Genomic DNA, 18,042 nt, shown 5'->3' with positions numbered 1-18,042 from the left:
AAACCATGTCATCTGCCCTGCTCATCATCGATTTTCAGAATGCGGTTTTTATAGACCCACCTGCCCATAGGGCAGACGAAATACTGGCGCGTATCAACGAATTGATTGCGAGGGCGCGCAAGGCCAACATGCCGGTGGTGTATGTGCAGCATAATGAAGCAGGTACTGCATGGGAAAAAGACAGCGACAGCTGGCAATTCCCCACCGCCATTGCACCACAGGCAAACGACTATGTTTGCGCGAAGCAGCACAGCAGCGCTTTCCAGCAAACCGGCTTTGAAGCAGGGCTTGCTGAACGTGGCATAAATGAAGTGTTTGTCTGCGGCTACGCCAGCGAGTTTTGTCTAGACAGTGCAATACGGCAGGCAGCGGCGCTGGGTATCAAGACCAACGTCATTGCCGATGCCCATACCACGCGCAACCGCCCTCACCTGGATGCAGCAAGCATCAGCAATCACCACAACTGGGTATGGAGCGAGATGGGGCAGATCAGCGTGATACCGGCTGCGCAACTGCCATTCTGATCAGCGTTTGGAGAGAATAGCCATGACTGACATCAGTACCAGACTGGTAAAACCTGCCAGCGATATCCCGGATGGATTTGCCTCGTTGTCGCAGGGCGTATTCCATGCATCGACTATCGTCTTCCCGGATGTTGCATCATTCCTGCACCGGCAGGCGCAGGCACATACGGGTTATAGCTACGGACAAAATGGCACGCCCACCCACTATGCGCTGGCAAATAAATTGTCTGAGCTGGAAGGTGGTGGTCATACCGTGCTGGTGCCCACTGGCCTTGCCGCGGCGGTGCTGGTTAACAGCATGCTGCTGGTTGCCGGTGACCATGTTCTACTGCCGGACAGCATCTATGGCCCGACGCTGGAAACCACCAAAACCCTGTTTGCCAAATGGGGGGTGCGCCACAGCATTTACCCCAATGATATTGGCGCCGGCATCGCTGCTTTTTTTGAACACAATACCAAACTGGTATGGACAGAAAGTCCTGCTTCCAACAGCATGGAAATGCAGGACATACCCACCATCGTTGCTGCTGCCCATGCGCACCAGATCAAGGTAGTGATGGACAATACCTGGGCTACGGCACTAGGGTTCAGGGCGCTGGATGCTGGTGTCGATTTCAGCATACAGGCACTGACCAAATACGTGGGTGGGCATTCTGATTTGTTGATGGGTGCAGTCAGCACACGCGATGAAGCAGCCTACCATGCCCTGCGCGACACGGCAGAACTGCTGGGCTATTACGTCGCCCCCGATGAATGCTTCCTGGCACTGCGCGGCTTGCCGACGCTGGCCTTGCGGCTGGAAAGGCAATATGCATCTGCCCTGCGCATCGCCGCATTCTTGCAAAGCCATGCCGCGATAGCCCAGCTCAATTACCCACCACTGCCGGGGGATACTTATCACCACTTATGGAAACGCGATTTCAAACTCGGCAATGGCTTGCTGTCTTTCAGCCTGAAGCAAGACAATCTGCCAGCGATAGAAAAGTTTGTCGCTGCACTACAGTTATTCACGCTAGGCAATAGCTGGGGTGGCGTACACAGCCTGATTGCAGTTGCCCCACAGCGCGCGCCAAAAACCGGCTGGCTGCTGCGCCTGCATGTGGGTGTGGAACATGTTGATGACTTGCTGGCAGATCTTGAACGGGCGCTGGCTACTTTGGACTAATAATGGCCTGTGTTAGACTGGCAGCATACAATAGTGGACTGTACCAGCCCAGGCAGGCCAAAACAGATATTCCCCCTATATGACCGAAAGTACAGATTCCATACACCAGATACCCGTCGCGACTTATACATGCAAACAGCGTTTAGATTTGCAAACACAGGTACAAGCGGACTTTTTTGCGGCTCTTGAAGCAGAACTGCGCAGCCTGGTGTATGACCGCCTGCTTGTTTGCCGCAAGCGGATTTTTACAGACACCATACAATTATTTCGCGCAAGGCTGGCGAAATATGTCAGCGCCATTGGGCTCTGTCTCTCGGTGGTATTGATTTCCCTGGATGGTTCGACGATGCACGGCATCAGGGTTGATCTGCTACTCTTCTTCCTTTTTTCTGTCGCCTTTTTCTGCACCTGGGATACCGACAGGTTCCTGAAAACACAGGAAAAAATCATCCTGCCCTACTGGCGCCGGATTGCCAATCTTAGTGCAGCCAAAATACTCAAGTCCCCAAAAAAAGTCTTGCCATTCACTGCAGAATATCAGTTTCGTGATGATGTCGTCTCTTGTTACCGCATCAACACCAACGTCACCCGGCTGGCCTGGAGCAAAACACTGGAAGGCTGGTACTTCAGCGGACAACATGTCACCATGCTGTTCAAGAAGAAAACTTCAATCCATCCCTACCTGCTCATCATGCACGAAGCCCCGCAAGAGTTGGCCTTGTATCTGGATGCACTGAGCTTACATTGCATTGACAGTCTCCAGGCTACATAGATTTGTGGGGCGCACCACGCGCACCGATTTACTATCAATGAATAGGGCGCATGACGCATCTACCCAATTGCGAACGTCGCCACCTACATAGCAAATGCAGAACATATGCAATACACCGTAAGCTGGCGGTATGCAGCACGCTATCTTCTCTAATAAAGCATCATATAGCCTCTTGCAAAAATCTGGAGTATCCGCAAATACGCGATATTGATATTTCAAATATAGAAAGTCCATCATGAACCAGTACAACAAAAAGTTCTTCATGCCACACAAGGCGGCAATCGGGCCGCCCGGGGTAATGAGGAACTATCATGAAAGATCTCTCTCGTGCTTTGCGCAGGCACCATGCTGCGCGTCTGAAAAAGAAACGTCAGTATTATTTTTATAGCTGGGAAGAAAAGCTCAGTGTCTTGCGCCTGGGTATGGTCTTGCATACACCAACAACCTGCAGTTGCCATATGTGCGGCAATCCGCGCAAGTATTTCAAAGAACGTACCGTGCAGGAAAGACGCTGGATGCAGGTCGTTGAATAAGCGAATGTTAGCGGTATAAGTTCAGCATAACTGCAGGCAGTCATCGGACAGAAACTCAGGATATAGTCTGGGTTTCTGTCATTTCCTTGCGCTACATGTGTACGATTACGCGACGCCATTCGAACCTACGAATTGATTTGCTTCAAAATTCTGCGTGCCTCATCATGCGTATCAGACATGACATTGTCTGATTCAAGGGACATATTCAAATATTTAACTGCTTGGGCTCTACTTTGCTTTGTTCCTTTATGAATGAAAATTTTTGCCAAAGCAATTGCAGCGTCACCATCGCCGTTATGTAGAGCTTTTAAAAACCAATAAGAAGCACGCTTTAAATTGCCCAGATTACGATACAAGACACCGATATTCATAAAAGCGCAGATGTCCTTATTTTTTGCAGCCTTTTTATACCAGAGTAATGCCATATCCTTATTTTGAGGCACGCCGACACCTTCGTCCAGAAAATAGCCAATAGTGTTATAGGCATAAATTTCGCCCTGATTGGCCGCTAAATGTAGCAATTCAAAAGCTTTTTCGTTTTCTCCGCGGTCCCATGCATCGTTGGCCTGGTCAAATAAACTTTGAGATGAATTCTCGTCCGCCTTAATCATCGCATTTTCTTTCAATTCAATTTAGATGACACGTAGAGACATAAAAATATCAATAGTCATCATAAAGTCATGAGTACGATTACGCTTTGTTAATTGTACCTACACGGGTTAAATTTATTGCTGCAAGATCCAACCAGACATAGCTTCTAAGGCTGTAGGTGACAAAGTTTCGTCGATTTTTCCGTATTCAGCCGATGAACCGGTGGTCGCGGTTTGGAACAGATGGTTTAGTTTAGGCAGTTCTTTGATCACGACGTTTTTGTTTGCTTTCATATTGGCACGAATGCCATCGAGATTCATTTTAGCGGGAACTTGCAGATCCAATTCGCCATTCAAAACCAGTGTTGCTTGCTTCACTTTCGCCAGGGTCGGTGCGGGGTCGTATTTGATAAATGCTCTAAACCAGGGCCTTTCCAATCTGCTTAATTGTTTTGCTCCTGCGCCCTTGTCCAGATCGCCGTTTTTTTCCGCTTGGTCGAAATATGCTTTCAGTCGCTCGCTGATCGTCTTGTCGTCTGCACCTGAATTCATAATGGAATAGGCTTCACGAAATACTTTCTGAGCTTTCTCGACTTCGGCTTGGCTCTCACCATTGGCAAGTAAAGTTAGTCGACTCTGTTCCAGTAGTACAGCATCGGTGCGTACGCCAGGACCTGCCATCAAAACAATAAATTTCAGTTTGGGATTGTTTGCTGCCAGCATGGGCGCGATCAGACCACCCTCGGAATGGCCTATCACTCCCAGTTTGTCCTGGTTGATTTCAGAGTGGGTGCGCAGATAATCGACTGCTGCCTGGGCATCGTCGGCAAAGTCAAAGGTCGTAGCACTCTTGTAATCGCCTGTCGATGCTGCGATGCCGCGTTTATCGTAGCGCAGCACCGCGATCCCTTGTGTGCTTAAATGATCTGCCAACACCAGAAAAAATTTATGGTCTTTAATTGTCTCATCTCTATCATTGGGACCTGATCCATGCACCAAAACGACTGCGGGAAATGGACCTTTTCCTTGCGGTAGTGTCAGTGTGCCCGCCAAACTTATCTTGACTTTTGCATTTTGAAAACTCACATCTTTACTCGAATAGTTGCGCGGGCTTTTTGCTATTGCTTCTTCCTGCGGGCGCCTTTGTGTTTGTGCAGCTAAGGCTTCGGCGTCTAAACGCGTAAGCTTAAGTTTGAGTGACTGCCCTTGTGTCCATGTACCGAGCCATGCTTTCTGCGTCTCGTCCCATTTTGCTTCGTAGTTGGCGTTGTACTTCGCAATGCTAAAACGCATGAAATTTTCTCCAGCTTCTACTTTGTCGGCTTTAATGGTTTCCTTGTCGTCGTCAGGACTGATGATATTGACTTCGTGTTGGCCTGATGGTGTCTTAGTGAAGAAAATATTCAGACGAATCATGCCTTCTATTGAACCTGTCCAATCTCCCACGGGGTCTTCCGCGAATGCAGGCAGACTGGCTGACAAGGCGAACAGCGTGCCGCAAGTGATGAGAAGCTTTTTCATCTGGTATTCTTTCTAAGAGGTTGTTGCAAGCGCGGGGGCAGGTTTGACATACATACATTTTCAGCCCGGCGGGCAGTTTCGCTTTTCTAATCGTACCTACAAACAATGCCTTAGGACGCCGACAAAATCTCCAGCAGCCGCGCAAAGCCTGCCGGGATTTCATGCATCTGATCGGGTGAATAAAGCACATTCAAGACCTGATCCTCCGCATCAAGATCAACGACGTCAATCGCCAGCCAGTCTTTGGACCAGAAATCGATCGCGCCGATTTTGGAGGATGATGAAAATTCCAGTCTTTTCAAATCACCAAAATCCCCTTCCAGATATTCAGTCCAGGTCAGGACATAGGAAGCGGGGATCAGAGGTTCTACAAGTTCCTTGAAATAAGCAAGGTGTTCGTTCATATACTGGTGGACTGTAACAGTGGAAATCGGGAACACGCATATTATCCTGAACCTGTCGCCGGTGTCACAAATACGGAGTGATATTGCGCATGGTGCGCTCTACATAGTCTTCTTTCTCACCGACCGGGGCAACATAGTGAATAGCGCTTTCTGCGGCTTCTGTTCCTGCCAGGCGGGCAATGACCCAGGCAGCCAGGTATTGTGAGGCCAGGCAGCCACCGGCAGTGGCGACATTGTCTTTGGCGACGAAGGGTTGGTTCAAGACTTCAACACCTGCTGCCTGCACCCAGGGTTTGGTGGTAAGGTCAGTGCAGGCTGGCACGCTGCCCAGCAAACCCAGTTTGGCCAGCACCAACGTGCCTGAACATTGTGCGCCCAGGATTTGCCGGGCTGGATCAAGTTGCAATTGCGCCATCAGGGTGGCATCTTCCACCACTTCACGGGTGCGCATGCCACTGCCGATGATGACGGCATCTGCTGCATTTGCTTCCTGCAGGGATATTTGCGACTCCAGCAAGACGCCATTCATGGAACGCACCTGCGCTGCGGGGCTGGCGATGGACACGCGCCAGCCTGGCGTCTTGATGCGGTTCAAAATACCCAGAGCGATCAGGGAATCAAGTTCATTAAAACCTTCAAATGTCAGGATGGCGATATGCATAATCTCTCTTTGGGTTTGCAATGACGATGAGGCATAATAAGCTGGCAAAACAATACAATCAAATAATTGTCATGGATACGCTTTAGTATGCCGCTGAGCCGCTATAAACAACTCGTCGATACCCTGTCTAGTGAGATACGTTCTGGCCGCCTGGCACCAGGCACACGTCTGCCCACGCACCGCAAACTTGCTGCAACACATGGCCTGGCGCTGGTCACGGCCAGCCGCGTGTATGCAGAACTCGAAACCATGGGTCTGGTCAGTGGTGAAACCGGGCGTGGTACCTTTGTGCGGGAAACTACGCTGTCACCCGGCATGGGTATAGACCAGCATGCGACCGCGACGGGGATGACTGACCTGAATTTTAATTATCCATCCCTGCTGGGCCAGGCAGAATTATTGCGCGCCGCCTTGCGCCAGCTGGCATCTTCAGGTGATATAGATGCACTGCTGCGTTACCAGCCGCATGGTGGCAGACAACATGAGCGTGCCGCCATGGCCCGTCATCTTGCGAGTCGTGGCCTTGATGTCGGGGCTGAGCAGGTAGCCATCGTCAGCGGTGCACAACATGGGCTGGCAGTGACCGCCATGGCCTTGCTGCAACCCGGTGACGTGGTCGCTGTGGATGCGCTGACTTATCCTGGTTTCAAAGTTGTTGCACAAGCACAGCATCTCGAATTGCTACCGATTGCAATGGGCAAAGACGGCCCCGACCTGAACGCGCTGGAAAAACTATGCAGGCAACGCAAAGTGCGGGCGGTATATACCATGCCCACCATGCATAACCCCCTGGGACTGGTCATGGGTCTGGCATGGCGGCAAGAGCTGGTGCGCATCGCCCGCAAACATGGCTTGCTGATCATGGAAGATGCTGCCTATGCATTTCTGGCGACCAGGCCACCTGCACCACTGGCGGCACTGGCACCTGAGCTGACGGTGTATATATCAGGATTTTCCAAGAATATTTCTACCGGGCTCAGGGTGGGTTATGTTGCCGCACCCACGCAACACCTGCACGCGATTGAACGCGCAATACGGGCCACGACCTGGAACACACCTGCACTGATGACCAGCCTTGTGTGCAACTGGCTGGGCGATGGCACGGTAGCCCGCCTTGAAAAAGAAAAGCGTGCCGATGCAAAATCCCGGCAGGCACTGGCTGGAAAAATACTGAATGGATTTGATTACATCAGCCATCCGGCATCGTATTTTATCTGGCTGCCGCTGCCAGCAGAGCTGCGCGCAGATCAGATAGCCATGGCACTGGAACGTGAGCAAATTGCCGTCTCAACGGCGGAACCCTTTGCGACCACAGAACAGGTACCGCATGCCTTGCGTCTGGCACTGGGCTCGGTGGAGATGGATGTACTCAAAGTGGCGCTGGAGAAGTTCAGGCAGGTGTTGGCGCGGTATGTGTATTGATCAGGAATGATCATAAATGATCAGGGGATGCTGGCCTGCTGACCAAGCCGCTGCCGCATGAGCTCAACGAAGGTATCCAGCGCAGGTTGTGGCCCGGCACCCAGATTGGCATTTGTCCCCATGTCATCAATCTCGCGCAAGACCGTGCCGCCACCCATGGAGGTCTGGCCCAATACATAGTAACGGATATGCTGGCTGGACTTGTTACGCACGATGCCCGAGAAATGCGGTGCCAGCACCCAGGTGCCTGCGCTTTGCTTGACCTCTTCCAGCGACTTGCCCGTCAGGTCAACCGGCGTGGCCTGGGGATAAGCCAGCACCAGCAGAGTATGGCTGGCATCAAGTTCACACTGATGCCAGCGGTATTGCGTGGCCTCTTCCTGCAAGCTGGGTATTTCCTGCGCTTTGCAACCAAGGTGGTAAAACAGGTAGTGGGAATTTTCGTCGGCTTTTTCGACAATATCAAACAATTGCGCGGCTTGGCGAAAGACATAATGCGGCAATATCTGGTAGGCGATGTTATAAGACAATTGCTCCAGCGAAATGCGTGCGGGTGGCTTGCTTTTGAAAAAGTCGAATAGTCCCATGGTGTCGCCCCGGATTTTTTGTATGTTTTCTCTTTGCCTCGCAAGAGACAGGATTGCAGATGAAACCATATGGGCGGGAGTTTTGTCAATTAGTCAGGTCGAACATGTGGGCAACAGAGGCAATTTCCTTGTTGGGGACGCCGTGCGCGCCGGGTTTATTGATGACAAAGGCCGGTGCGCATGGAGCACCCTGCTGAACCGCCTTATTTTCTCCGTTTATACGGGGACGTAGAAAAGCTGCGAACCGTAGGGCGCATTGCAATGCGCCCTACATCACGGCATGAATTACGCTTGTAGCATGCAGGGCTAACCAAGCCTAAGCTGCATCCAAAGGAAGCAACTTGCTCAAATCCGTGCTCTCTACCAATGCATCATCCAGCCCTTCGTTCCAGTCGCCGAGGGTTTCGTCGGCAAGAAAACCTGCGACTTCCATCAACCGGTGCTCGTCATAGTCTTCAGCGAAACTGTCCTGCACTTCACCCATCACCGCCGCAAACCTTTTATCCTTGCGCAAGGCGTTCAGGAAAATTTCTGTGACCTGCGCATATTGCGCTTTGTCCTCACCTGCGTAGATACGGGCGAATTCGCGTAATTGCCAGGCAGATTCAGGATCAGGCAAGATCGCCAGTGCAACGCTGACAAAATCCTCAAGCAGGATTTGCCGCTTGAAGCCATGACGGTAAATGGCACGCAAGACATTCTCACCGCTATGCTGGCCATCGGCGCAAACACGCGCTGCCAGCAAAAACAGTGTCTGTTCTGTATAGCCATATTTTTCAAAAAGCTTGTCAATGAGCCTGTAATGATAAGTCTCATGACCCATATCCCAGTTGAACAGGAGCCTGGCGAATTGCGGTATATAGTTTTGATCGGCCAGCACCAGTTCTGCAATGGCATAACTGCCCCTGGGGTGGTATTCGTCCTGCCAGGTGTTGCTCTCATGATTGACATTGCTCACATATTGCGAGATCAATGATCTCAGGGCAGCAAACTTTACCGCTTCATGGAAGAAGGCACGTTCATGGACGATGGTGTCGCCATGCCTGAAAATGATCTTGTAATCATTTGATTGTTCTCCATTGCCAAGGTCAAGAAATTTTTCCATGTCAGATGTAGCAGCAATCAATTGCTCGCAGGCTGCTTGCAGTCCTGCCTCATTCATCTGTATATCTATGGTGAGGACCAGCCAGTCGCCAAAATTTTTTCTGTCACCTGCGTGTCGCCAGCGCTGCATCTGTCATTCCTATTAAGAAGTAAGCTGAGGATTATGGCATTTTTTTAATCGACAAGCCGATTGGTGATATCCTCACGCAAAAATGTAATATAAAGCCAGACAAAAATTAGATTAATACAGGCATCAACTTTATGATCAAAAGTCCTGCCAGCGGTGTCGCAGTGGTTTGGTTTTCGCATTAAAACAAGGCTTACAGTGATTTTAATTTCTAAAAATCCCGGATTATCAAGGCGAGAAAGTAGTAACTAATGGGAATAATTGCTTTCGCCGGCTTATTGATTTGCCTTGCCGGTGCAGTTTTACTATATCTAATCTGCGGATGGGTAGTAGATCGCAAATTCAGCGCACAAAGCGCCCGTCGTCGTTCTGTCATTCATAAACTCAGTGTATTCGTGCTTATCCTTACGGCTTGGTTAGCTTTCAACTACTCTGATATCGTTAAACAACATCAGATAGACGCATTTACCCAAGATTGTGGCTGGAAAGTATATAAACAAGCGGTCGATGTTGAAGGCGTTTATCTGGAAGATGACAATACAGGCCGGTACGGTGATATCAATAAACTTTTTCTGGGTATTTACCCACAGATTGAATATCAGGACAAGGGAAAAAAATTTCATGTAAAAAAACTAGGCAGTGCGGAAGAATCAACGTTAGACAAGCGTACTTTCAGATACGGTTTTCGCAGGGAGCATCAAGAACTGCCGCATCAACTTACGCGATATGCCATAACCTACCTGGACTTTGATACACAAGAAAAGTTAGCAGAAGATATTTCTTACGAAATCAACGACACAAGCAATCCGGATTTCCAGTCTTTGATGTTCTTTTTTGTCAGTTATCACCAGCATTCTTGCGGATGGGCTGGATCATTGGAACGTGAAAGGCGTTATAAGTCTGTATTGCGTCCCAAACCTGTAGAAAAAATCTGAATTAGCAGAACATACGTCAAGGCTACGATGGAGAGCATGCTTATCCCCAGTAGTGTGCGCCATGCGCACCGCTCCGTGAAGTTTGAATAAGTTAGCAGGCGGTGCGCACGGCGCACCCTGCAAATCAAATCATTGCCTCCAAAGCCCGCGCCAATATCTCCACATCATCCTCTGTATTCAAATAAGAAAACGATGCCCGCGCGATGCTGTGCAAGACACGCGCCTGCATGTCGAGCGGGGTATAGGGTACGCCGTTTGCACCTATGTAAATGCGTTGCCGGGCGAGTTTGTTTTTCAGGCTCATCGCATCATGCCCCTGCAAGTTGAACGAGACTATGCCGGATCGTGCGCCGTCCCCCTGGTCATGCAGGCAGATGGCCGGGATGGTCGCCAGACGTTGGCGGCAAGTTGCTGCCAACGCGGCGCTGACAGCGCCCAGCTGGGCGACGCCCGTGTTCAGTGCCAGCCTGACTGATTCTGCCAGACCCAATTGCAGGGCGACTGCGGCTTCGCTGGTTTCAAAGCGGCGGGCGTCATTGCGCAGATGGGTTTCATTTGCCGCGATGGGGGCAGATGAGACATCGACCCAGGCGGGTTCCAGCTTGTCGAGAAATGATTTGCGCACATACAGCAAGGCGGTACCGCGTGGCCCGCGCAAGTGTTTGCGGCCTGCGCTTTTTAATACATCGCATTGCAGGGCTTTGACATCAACCGGTATTTGCCCCAGGGCTTGCCCGGCGTCGATGATATAAGGCACGCCAGCCGCGGCGGCGACACGGCCAACAGCAACGGCGTCATTGATAAGGCCACCATTGGCGGGTAGCCAGGTAAGTGAAATCAGGCGTACATGTTTGTCGATCATTTGTGCCAGGGCATTTGCATCGACACTACCATCTGCTTGGCTGGGGATAGTCTCTACCGTCGCACCCGCGCGCTGTGCGGCACGCTGGTAATTAGCAAGGTTGCCGCCCCACTCCTGTCTCCCTGTCAGTATTCTGTCGCCCGGTCTTAATTGTGGCATGGCGGCAAATACGCTGCCAAAGGCACTGGAGCCAGAGCTCATGAGGGCGATTTCATCGCTGCTGGCATTGATCAGTGCGGCGGCATCTTCACGCAAGCTTTGCAGCCTGTCAGCCACCAGCAGGGCAGCCTCCATGGGGCCGACCTGCGCTTCGAGATCAAGGTGGGCGTGTATGGCTTGCAGGGCAGCCCGTGGCAATAGCGAGGCACCAGCATGATTCAGGTGCGTGCCTTGATCCAGGCCGGGTGTCTGCATACGCAATTGCGCCAGTTGTTCAACACTGATCACGCTGTTAATCACGGGCTTGATCATGCTTCCACCAAAGTGACTATCGCATCGACTTCTACCGCTGCACCCGTTGGCAGGCTGGAGACGCCTATTGCCGTGCGGGCATGGCGGCCTCGCTCTCCGAGGACAGCAACGAAGAGATCAGAAGCCCCATTGGCAACGGCGCTATGGCCATCAAAGTCATGGCTGGCGGCGACGAATACACCCAGGCGCTGCACCTGTGCTATGCGCTCTATGTCACCACCGGTGACTGCATCAATGACGGCCAGCAGGCGCAACGCTGCCATTTGTGCTTCTTTGTGTGCTGCCTCTACCGAGCCGCCGGCACCCAGCACGCCGTCTTTGGCTGTACCTGGATTGCCTATCTGCCCGGCGATGATGAGCAGATTGCCTTGCAGGGTGTAGCTCAAATAATTGGCCGCCGGTGCTTTGACGGGCGGTAAAGTGTGGCCGAGTTCTTGCAGTTTTTTTGCGATCGTAGTCATGATGGTATTTCCTAAACGAGAGTGGGATTAATTGCTAACAAAAGCTTGCCTTGCGTACCGCGTTCTGCCAATGCTGCATGGGCTTGTGCGACTTCTGCCAGCGCATATTCGGCATGGATGCGCAACTTGACCGTGCCATTGGAAAGATAATCAAACACCTTGCTGGCATGTGCCTGCAAGACCACCGGAGTCGTCAGGTAATGCGGTAAGACCGGTCGTGTCAGGGTGATGCTCTTACGCATGAGTTGCAGGACATCGACAGGATCAGGCTGGCCGCTGGCGGCACCAAATAAAACGACGTGGCCGCAAGGGGCGACGACATCCAGGCTATGGGTGAAAGTACTTTTACCGACGGAATCAAACACTACATCGACACCACGCCCCTGGGTTCTATCGCGGATGTGGGCAAGCCAGTCTTTGCCATCTTCATACGTCACCGGCTGGGCACCGACGCTGCGCAACCAGTCAGCCTTGCTGGCGGACGATGCCGTACCAAATACCGTCAGGCAGCGTGCCACCAGCAATTGCACCAGCCAGCCGCCAACACCGCCAGCGGCAGCATGTACCAATACCGACCCGGAGGCTGGCAGGCGAGCGACATTGTCGGTCAGCATGATGGCAGTCAGGCCGTGTTCTATGGCGGCGCAGGCATCACGCAGGCTGACAGCAGCGGGTATGCGTATCAGGTGCGCGGTAGGCACGGCCACCTGGCTGGCATAAGTGCCTTGCACGCCTGTGGTATAGGCTACCCTGTCGCCCGCGTGCCAGCCGCTGCCCGCCGGTGCAGTAGCGACTATGCCTGTGCCCTCTATACCCATGGGCCAGGGCTGTTTAACGCCGGGATAGCGGCCTTCACGCTGGTAGATATCGACAAAATTGATACCTGCCCAGGCGGCATTGACGATGACCTCATCAGTGGATGTGGGTGCTGGCACATCCTGCAATTGCAATTGCCCTGGCCCGCCAAACTGTTTCACGATGATAGCCTGCATACTCTTTTCCCCGTCAAATGTCGATGTCGCCATTATTGTCGTAACATAGACAGGTAAAAAAACGATACTTTCGCAATATGAAAGTGAGGAAAATTCAATATGCAAGGAAAACTGCCACCCCTGTTCACGCTGCAAGCCTTTGAGGCAGCTTCGCGCCTGGGCAGTTTTAGCAAGGCAGCCGATGAACTGAGCCTGACGCCGGGTGCCATCAGCCGCCAGATACGCCAGCTCGAAGACTGGAGCAGCCTGACCCTGTTCAAGCGTCACGGCCCCAAAGTCAGCCTGACCGATGACGGCGCAGCCCTGCTGACTCGCCTGGCTGGCCCCTTGTCTGCCCTGCACCAGGCGATTTACCCACCGGCAGATGCAGCAACTAAGACCCTGCATATCTCCACCCTGGCATCCATCGCCAAAGAATGGCTGCTGCCACGCCTGGCCAGCTTCAGTGCGGCCCACCCGCATATACGCCTGATCATTGATACCGACTACGCACTGGCGCGCCCTGCCCCGCGCGTGGCCATGGTGGCGATACGCCACGGCGCCAGGCAAAGTACAGACCAGATTTGCGAGACGCTGTTCACAGACCGCTTATTGGCAGTGACATCGCCAGAACTCAAGAGCAGGCTGGGTACAGATGCACGCCTGTGGCCCGCATCGATGCTGCTGCAACACCTGTCACTGGACCCTGTCCACTGGCTGGCTGCCGCTGGCCTGCCTGAGGACTTCAGCCTGCAAGGCCAGGCCTATAACGATGCCGATGTCCTGCTGGAAGCTGCCCAGCACAGCCAGGGCATCGCCCTGGGCCGCCTGTCGATAGCATGGCGCCGCCTGCAGGCTGGCACCCTGGTACTGGCTAACACTACCATCTGCCCTACCTCTCGCGACAATCTGCTGGTCTTGCGCGAAGACAGTGCGGCACTGCCCGAGGTGCTGGCCTTTACCACCTGGTTGCGTGAGCAAGCCAGGCTGTGGCAGATGGAAATGGACAAATTCGACAGCATGCATCATGTCGGACAGGGATGATAAGTATCCGAGTGTGCCCACAAAGCTATCACTGTGATGGAACTGATTGCTTTAATTGACAGATGAATGCGTGAAACAAGCAGCCAGCGCTCAACGCGACGCCCGGTGACGCTGACGAAAATCCAAATGAAGCTTACAATGGAGGAAACTTCATCTCTGCAATATGGTCTCATATTGGTACAAGCGAGATTTTACAAACGCAATCTCAGGGCCTGTTGCAGTAATCCTGATTCGATCAATTCGAGAGTAGCGTCATGAAACCAGTGAACAAAACCATAGACTTGGCCAGCCTGAGCGCTTTAGCAGGCATAACAGCATTGGCCGGCTTGCTGTTTTTTAATATCCATGAAACAAGGCAGGCTGCTGTCGCTGGCCTGCAGGCCAGCAATGACGCTAAAATGGCCGCAGGCAATGCCAGGCCAGCCTCGCGCCTGGTCGGTAAAGCAGAATGGTCACAATTAAGCGCAGCCCAGCAAAAAACCCTGTCGCCCTTGCTAAGCCAATGGGGTAAGCTTGACGACAAGAACAAGGCAAAGTGGATCACCATTGCCGACCGCTACCCGGGCATGAAACCTGAAGAACAAAAACGCATACAAAAACGCATGGAACTGTGGGCGCAACTGAGCCCAGAACAAAAACAGATCGCCCGCCTGAACTACGCACAGGCCAAGAAAATCGAGACTGCCCAAAAAACCAGGCAATGGGAGCTGTACCAGCAATTGCCAGCAGAGAAAAAACAACTGCTGGCCAGCGGTGTACCTCTCCAGCTCGCCCCCGTGCCAGCCCCCAAAACCCTGGCCGATACGATTACGGCAGCCAGTACAGAAAACGTCGCGGCATCAGCCACCGAGCAAAGCTCAGCCTCTGCCAGCCAGTCTGCTGACCTGGAGGTAACAGCTTCTCCCGCCAGCCATGGTGATTTGCCGGTAGCGAAGTAAGCTCAAAAGCAAACACGCTAAAAATGCCCCGGCTTGAGTCCATCTCATTCCGGGGTATTTTTATAAGTGCCTGCTTCATAAGGCACTTGACGGCACCCATCTCAGCCTTACCGTACCGACTTCACATCAGCATCAAAGATATCTATCAGCAGGCAATATGAAATTTTCAAGCAAACCAAGAAAACTATACATAGCCTTGCTCTTGTGCGCATTCGCAAGCATTAACGCCAACGCCGACAACCAGACGGCCCCGGCTTTTTGCGAACAGTTAAAAGCATTTTCAACAGATTTGAAAATCGATCAGAGCCGCAGCATTACTTTCTTTGTCCGCCATGTCGATATTCTCTCTTATCAAAGAGTATGCAAGCAGGACAGAGCAGGCGACAGAGCAGACGACAAAGGTAGAGCATTTTGTAACTGGTTGAGCAAAAACAGTTCGGGCGAGTTCATGGCTGCCAATGTCACCAGAGCATTGTCATGCGTAACGGGGAGCACTAACTTTTTTGGCAGAGCAACAGAAATTGAAGAACTCAAAGGAAAATTGACTGCCTTTGAGCCTTTTCAAGACATGCCTGACATCATCATCGACTTCAAATACTCATTTGATGTACGTGCAAAAGACGAAGAGAATTATTTCACGATTACGACACGCAGAGTGAAGCTGGAAGAGGATTGAGGGTATTTTTCCCGCATCATGGCAACTGGTGTTTTGCCATGCCTGTAAATCAGGAACATGCTACTTGCATCCTCAACAGATTAATGCAATGCTAAGGCATCACACCGCCAGCAGGATGCCATCATGTTTTTTTCCACTTCAGCCAAACCAGACGAAGACAGTGATCATCTATTGGGCATGAATATGACGCCCTTGATCGGCGTTATTCTGGTGCTGATGATGGTAATGATCATTGGCCTACCAAGGCAGCGGGATATGTTGCTATGGAAACTGTCAAGCCTGGCAAATGTTAGCTGCGATGGCATGATGGAAATATCTGTGACACAAATTGCGATAAATTTTGATGACAGCATATTGTTGGACGGGCACGTAGTATCTCTTGAGGAAATGCAAACCCGCTTGTCGCAGATAAACAAGACTGAAACGTTGCCACCAGCGGTATATTTGAAACCAAGCTTCATGACCAGCCACGCGAGCCTGGTATCGGTTACCAATAGAATACGGCGCAGCGGAATAGACAGCATACGTCTGGTGATGAGTGAGTTCAGGACGACATCGTAGAACCACAGAGTGCATTGTAAAATGCTCTGCACTCTACAGTCATATCCCAGTCAATAAGCATGTACCCGCATCGGCCCCAGTTTGACGACGTTTTCTTTGTTCTTTTCTATGAATGCGATCATCTGCGCCCTTTTTTCTGGGTTCGCCTTTCCAAATTTAAAGCTGTAATAGGCAGCGGTAAAAGACAGGGCTATCACGCCTGTGCAGGCAGCGACAAACCACCATGCATCGCGTTCGATTGGGCTGCCGGACAATATAATCAACATAGATAAAATCGACACAATAATCACAGCACCTATCAACAACCTCAAATATGCAAAGGCGATAGATTTGAAGTTGATGGGAATACGCAGGGCATGCGTATTGTCGATCACAATATAGCTGCCCTGATAAACCAGAGGTATCAAAGAAAAATGATGGAAACGTGTCGCTATATGCAAGTGACGATCAACAGACTCAACCTGCCCAAAGAATTTGGTACCATAAAACATCCTCTACACTCCAGTGAAATTTACGCACAGTATCAACCCGGCGTAGCCGTGCCAGCCATAATTGCGATGCCGATCTTACTAGCTTTAACAAGTGCACGCAAATGAAGTAAAAGTCTATCGCATTAATGCCGTGACCGTAGGGCGCATTGTAATGCGCCGCATGAGAGCATTGCACGCCGGGGGAAATATCTGTGCCGTGTAGCGCGCCTGCAGGCAACTCACTGTGAGACTAGGCTTCAAAAATTCCCACAAACTTTGCCGCATCCCATTTCTTGCGATCAGAAACCTGACCGTCGCCGAGTTCCATCAACCTCGCTACACCGTGACTATTCAAAACGATATCGATGGAAAAAAACGGGCTGTCTATTCGCCGTGCAATATCCAACACGATATCGGGCACCACATCATCACGCGCATAGACATGGCCACCCAATACAAAGTAGCGTTCTTCTGTTTCAGGCAATAGTTCTTCAAACTCACGTACGCAGATGCCGCCTTCAATCTGACCGCGGTAGCGTTCTATCAGACTGACGATTTCGCGCACCTCGTCTGCATTGCGTGCTACCGATCCTCTGCTCGTAGTCAGGGACTTCACATAGTCCTTGACGAAATACGCTTGCCAGCCTGTGCTTGCCAGTGCCGCGTCAAAGTCGTCATCGCGCGTCAGGAAGATGGTGCCCGGTGTCACGTCGCGGCAAGCCTCATACCATGCTGGCAGATAATGACATTGCCTGTATTGATGGGCAGTAGTGAGCAAAGCAGCATTTTTTGCTGCAATTGCCTGTTCCAGTTGGGCGTAGCGCTCTGGTGTCAGCATCCAGCCCCTGTATAGTATATTCCCGGAAAACTGGATTGCTGGTCTGGGCCTGAAGTCACCGGACTCAAAGTCTTCTGCCGAAAACAGGAAACAAGTCAGGCCTGCCGCTTTGGCCGCATGGAATTCTTCTGCATAGGCTTCATCAGGCTGGTTCTTGTCAAAGGGATCGCATGGATAGAGGAGTTGCATGTTTTATTTTTATGCTTGTATAGATGATTGCTTGCGCAATTTCAGCCTGTCACTGCAGATGATTGAATCAAAGAAGAGATATCAGACTGGCTGTGACCGTAGGGCGCATAGTAATGCGCCGCATGAGGGCATTGCAAACGAGGGAGAGATATCGGTGCCGTACACGCCGCGTGCATGCGAGCATTGCAATACGCCTTACGTATCAGCGTAATTCAG

General features: G+C 51.5%; 21 protein-coding genes. 10 read left to right on the top strand and 11 right to left on the bottom strand.

The features are described from left to right. The first annotated feature begins 5 nt into the window (after positions 1-5). From ACO0LN_RS10205 to ACO0LN_RS10190, 4 genes are all read left to right on the top strand, one after another. Positions 6-524 (top strand): isochorismatase family protein, encoded by a 519-nt coding sequence (locus tag ACO0LN_RS10205; RefSeq protein ID WP_422973351.1) that lies wholly within the window; start codon positions 6-8, stop codon positions 522-524. A gap of 22 nt (positions 525-546) precedes the next feature. Next, complete coding sequence (locus tag ACO0LN_RS10200; protein WP_422973349.1) at positions 547-1,689, top strand: trans-sulfuration enzyme family protein; 1,143 nt, start codon at positions 547-549, stop codon at positions 1,687-1,689. Between the two features lie 79 nt (positions 1,690-1,768). Further along, on the top strand, positions 1,769-2,461 hold the full coding sequence (locus tag ACO0LN_RS10195) for a hypothetical protein (protein ID WP_422973347.1): 693 nt from the start codon (positions 1,769-1,771) through the stop codon (positions 2,459-2,461). A 311-nt stretch (positions 2,462-2,772) separates the two neighbouring features. Then, positions 2,773-2,994, top strand: coding sequence for a hypothetical protein (locus ACO0LN_RS10190; protein ID WP_422973345.1), 222 nt, complete (start codon positions 2,773-2,775; stop codon positions 2,992-2,994). A gap of 125 nt (positions 2,995-3,119) precedes the next feature. Here the strand turns inward: ACO0LN_RS10190 and ACO0LN_RS10185 are convergent, their stop codons facing one another. The 4 genes from ACO0LN_RS10185 to ACO0LN_RS10170 all read right to left on the bottom strand — a co-directional run bounded on the left by ACO0LN_RS10185 (position 3,120) and on the right by ACO0LN_RS10170 (position 6,170). After that, positions 3,120-3,620, bottom strand: coding sequence for a tetratricopeptide repeat protein (locus ACO0LN_RS10185; RefSeq protein WP_422973343.1), 501 nt, complete (start codon positions 3,618-3,620; stop codon positions 3,120-3,122). A 99-nt stretch (positions 3,621-3,719) separates the two neighbouring features. Continuing rightward, positions 3,720-5,105: an alpha/beta hydrolase family protein gene (locus tag ACO0LN_RS10180; RefSeq protein WP_422973341.1), complete on the bottom strand. Its 1,386-nt coding sequence runs from the start codon at positions 5,103-5,105 to the stop codon at positions 3,720-3,722. Between the two features lie 110 nt (positions 5,106-5,215). Then, the gene (locus ACO0LN_RS10175) at positions 5,216-5,509 is read right to left on the bottom strand and encodes a hypothetical protein (protein ID WP_422973339.1); all 294 of its coding nucleotides are present in this window, start codon (positions 5,507-5,509) and stop codon (positions 5,216-5,218) included. 64 nt (positions 5,510-5,573) lie between these two features. Then, positions 5,574-6,170 (bottom strand): DJ-1/PfpI family protein, encoded by a 597-nt coding sequence (locus ACO0LN_RS10170; RefSeq protein ID WP_422973337.1) that lies wholly within the window; start codon positions 6,168-6,170, stop codon positions 5,574-5,576. A gap of 87 nt (positions 6,171-6,257) precedes the next feature. Here ACO0LN_RS10170 and ACO0LN_RS10165 point away from each other — a divergent pair, with 87 nt between their 5' ends. Beyond that, positions 6,258-7,592 (top strand): PLP-dependent aminotransferase family protein, encoded by a 1,335-nt coding sequence (locus ACO0LN_RS10165; protein WP_422973335.1) that lies wholly within the window; start codon positions 6,258-6,260, stop codon positions 7,590-7,592. 20 nt (positions 7,593-7,612) lie between these two features. Here the strand turns inward: ACO0LN_RS10165 and ACO0LN_RS10160 are convergent, their stop codons facing one another. Then, positions 7,613-8,179, bottom strand: a complete 567-nt coding sequence (locus tag ACO0LN_RS10160; RefSeq protein WP_422973333.1) for a hypothetical protein — start codon at positions 8,177-8,179, stop codon at positions 7,613-7,615. A gap of 316 nt (positions 8,180-8,495) precedes the next feature. After that, positions 8,496-9,413, bottom strand: a complete 918-nt coding sequence (locus ACO0LN_RS10155) for a hypothetical protein (protein ID WP_422973331.1) — start codon at positions 9,411-9,413, stop codon at positions 8,496-8,498. Between the two features lie 248 nt (positions 9,414-9,661). Here ACO0LN_RS10155 and ACO0LN_RS10150 point away from each other — a divergent pair, with 248 nt between their 5' ends. Next, positions 9,662-10,345: a hypothetical protein gene (locus ACO0LN_RS10150; RefSeq protein WP_422973329.1), complete on the top strand. Its 684-nt coding sequence runs from the start codon at positions 9,662-9,664 to the stop codon at positions 10,343-10,345. 124 nt (positions 10,346-10,469) lie between these two features. Here ACO0LN_RS10150 and ACO0LN_RS10145 read toward each other — a convergent pair whose 3' ends face one another. Genes ACO0LN_RS10145 through ACO0LN_RS10135 form a run of 3 tightly spaced genes read right to left on the bottom strand, consistent with a single transcriptional unit; the run spans position 10,470 to position 13,131 of the window. Then, on the bottom strand, positions 10,470-11,678 hold the full coding sequence (locus tag ACO0LN_RS10145; RefSeq protein ID WP_422973327.1) for an aminotransferase class V-fold PLP-dependent enzyme: 1,209 nt from the start codon (positions 11,676-11,678) through the stop codon (positions 10,470-10,472). Beyond that, positions 11,675-12,139, bottom strand: coding sequence for a RidA family protein (locus tag ACO0LN_RS10140; protein WP_422973325.1), 465 nt, complete (start codon positions 12,137-12,139; stop codon positions 11,675-11,677). The genes ACO0LN_RS10145 and ACO0LN_RS10140 overlap by 4 nt, the downstream gene beginning before the upstream one ends. 11 nt (positions 12,140-12,150) lie before the next feature. After that, positions 12,151-13,131, bottom strand: coding sequence for a quinone oxidoreductase family protein (locus tag ACO0LN_RS10135; RefSeq protein WP_422973323.1), 981 nt, complete (start codon positions 13,129-13,131; stop codon positions 12,151-12,153). A gap of 99 nt (positions 13,132-13,230) precedes the next feature. Here ACO0LN_RS10135 and ACO0LN_RS10130 point away from each other — a divergent pair, with 99 nt between their 5' ends. The 4 genes from ACO0LN_RS10130 to ACO0LN_RS10115 all read left to right on the top strand — a co-directional run bounded on the left by ACO0LN_RS10130 (position 13,231) and on the right by ACO0LN_RS10115 (position 16,329). Further along, positions 13,231-14,154 (top strand): LysR family transcriptional regulator, encoded by a 924-nt coding sequence (locus ACO0LN_RS10130; RefSeq protein ID WP_422973321.1) that lies wholly within the window; start codon positions 13,231-13,233, stop codon positions 14,152-14,154. 254 nt (positions 14,155-14,408) lie between these two features. Beyond that, positions 14,409-15,092 (top strand): DUF3106 domain-containing protein, encoded by a 684-nt coding sequence (locus ACO0LN_RS10125; protein WP_422973319.1) that lies wholly within the window; start codon positions 14,409-14,411, stop codon positions 15,090-15,092. Between the two features lie 157 nt (positions 15,093-15,249). After that, the gene (locus ACO0LN_RS10120) at positions 15,250-15,768 is read left to right on the top strand and encodes a hypothetical protein (RefSeq protein WP_422973317.1); all 519 of its coding nucleotides are present in this window, start codon (positions 15,250-15,252) and stop codon (positions 15,766-15,768) included. A gap of 123 nt (positions 15,769-15,891) precedes the next feature. Beyond that, on the top strand, positions 15,892-16,329 hold the full coding sequence (locus tag ACO0LN_RS10115) for an ExbD/TolR family protein (RefSeq protein WP_422973315.1): 438 nt from the start codon (positions 15,892-15,894) through the stop codon (positions 16,327-16,329). A gap of 50 nt (positions 16,330-16,379) precedes the next feature. On the opposite strand, the gene ACO0LN_RS10110 is transcribed toward ACO0LN_RS10115, so the two are convergent. Both ACO0LN_RS10110 and ACO0LN_RS10105 read right to left on the bottom strand, forming a co-directional pair. Continuing rightward, entirely contained in the window at positions 16,380-16,820 is a 441-nt protein-coding gene (locus tag ACO0LN_RS10110) for a hypothetical protein (RefSeq protein WP_422973313.1), read from the bottom strand. A 229-nt stretch (positions 16,821-17,049) separates the two neighbouring features. Further along, positions 17,050-17,826 (bottom strand): ATP-grasp domain-containing protein, encoded by a 777-nt coding sequence (locus ACO0LN_RS10105; protein WP_422973311.1) that lies wholly within the window; start codon positions 17,824-17,826, stop codon positions 17,050-17,052. Positions 17,827-18,042 lie beyond the last annotated feature (216 nt).

It is taken from the genome of Undibacterium sp. TC9W, assembly GCF_049339865.1.
Classification (GTDB): Bacteria; Pseudomonadota; Gammaproteobacteria; order Burkholderiales; family Burkholderiaceae_D; genus Undibacterium.
This window is presented reverse-complemented; position numbering and strand designations above follow the sequence as displayed.

Excerpts from the sequence above, each read along its gene's own strand:
- ACO0LN_RS10205 (WP_422973351.1), top strand. The coding sequence starts at position 6 with ATGTCATCTGCCCTGCTCATCATCGATTTTCAGAATGCGGTTTTTATA.
- ACO0LN_RS10200 (WP_422973349.1), top strand. The coding sequence starts at position 547 with ATGACTGACATCAGTACCAGACTGGTAAAACCTGCCAGCGATATCCCG.
- ACO0LN_RS10195 (WP_422973347.1), top strand. The coding sequence starts at position 1,769 with ATGACCGAAAGTACAGATTCCATACACCAGATACCCGTCGCGACTTAT.
- ACO0LN_RS10190 (WP_422973345.1), top strand. The coding sequence starts at position 2,773 with ATGAAAGATCTCTCTCGTGCTTTGCGCAGGCACCATGCTGCGCGTCTG.
- ACO0LN_RS10180 (WP_422973341.1), bottom strand. The coding sequence starts at position 5,105 with ATGAAAAAGCTTCTCATCACTTGCGGCACGCTGTTCGCCTTGTCAGCC.
- ACO0LN_RS10175 (WP_422973339.1), bottom strand. The coding sequence starts at position 5,509 with ATGAACGAACACCTTGCTTATTTCAAGGAACTTGTAGAACCTCTGATC.
- ACO0LN_RS10170 (WP_422973337.1), bottom strand. The coding sequence starts at position 6,170 with ATGCATATCGCCATCCTGACATTTGAAGGTTTTAATGAACTTGATTCC.
- ACO0LN_RS10165 (WP_422973335.1), top strand. The coding sequence starts at position 6,258 with ATGCCGCTGAGCCGCTATAAACAACTCGTCGATACCCTGTCTAGTGAG.
- ACO0LN_RS10160 (WP_422973333.1), bottom strand. The coding sequence starts at position 8,179 with ATGGGACTATTCGACTTTTTCAAAAGCAAGCCACCCGCACGCATTTCG.
- ACO0LN_RS10155 (WP_422973331.1), bottom strand. The coding sequence starts at position 9,413 with ATGCAGCGCTGGCGACACGCAGGTGACAGAAAAAATTTTGGCGACTGG.
- ACO0LN_RS10150 (WP_422973329.1), top strand. The coding sequence starts at position 9,662 with ATGGGAATAATTGCTTTCGCCGGCTTATTGATTTGCCTTGCCGGTGCA.
- ACO0LN_RS10145 (WP_422973327.1), bottom strand. The coding sequence starts at position 11,678 with ATGATCAAGCCCGTGATTAACAGCGTGATCAGTGTTGAACAACTGGCG.
- ACO0LN_RS10140 (WP_422973325.1), bottom strand. The coding sequence starts at position 12,139 with ATGACTACGATCGCAAAAAAACTGCAAGAACTCGGCCACACTTTACCG.
- ACO0LN_RS10135 (WP_422973323.1), bottom strand. The coding sequence starts at position 13,131 with ATGCAGGCTATCATCGTGAAACAGTTTGGCGGGCCAGGGCAATTGCAA.
- ACO0LN_RS10130 (WP_422973321.1), top strand. The coding sequence starts at position 13,231 with ATGCAAGGAAAACTGCCACCCCTGTTCACGCTGCAAGCCTTTGAGGCA.
- ACO0LN_RS10125 (WP_422973319.1), top strand. The coding sequence starts at position 14,409 with ATGAAACCAGTGAACAAAACCATAGACTTGGCCAGCCTGAGCGCTTTA.
- ACO0LN_RS10120 (WP_422973317.1), top strand. The coding sequence starts at position 15,250 with ATGAAATTTTCAAGCAAACCAAGAAAACTATACATAGCCTTGCTCTTG.
- ACO0LN_RS10115 (WP_422973315.1), top strand. The coding sequence starts at position 15,892 with ATGTTTTTTTCCACTTCAGCCAAACCAGACGAAGACAGTGATCATCTA.
- ACO0LN_RS10110 (WP_422973313.1), bottom strand. The coding sequence starts at position 16,820 with ATGTTTTATGGTACCAAATTCTTTGGGCAGGTTGAGTCTGTTGATCGT.
- ACO0LN_RS10105 (WP_422973311.1), bottom strand. The coding sequence starts at position 17,826 with ATGCAACTCCTCTATCCATGCGATCCCTTTGACAAGAACCAGCCTGAT.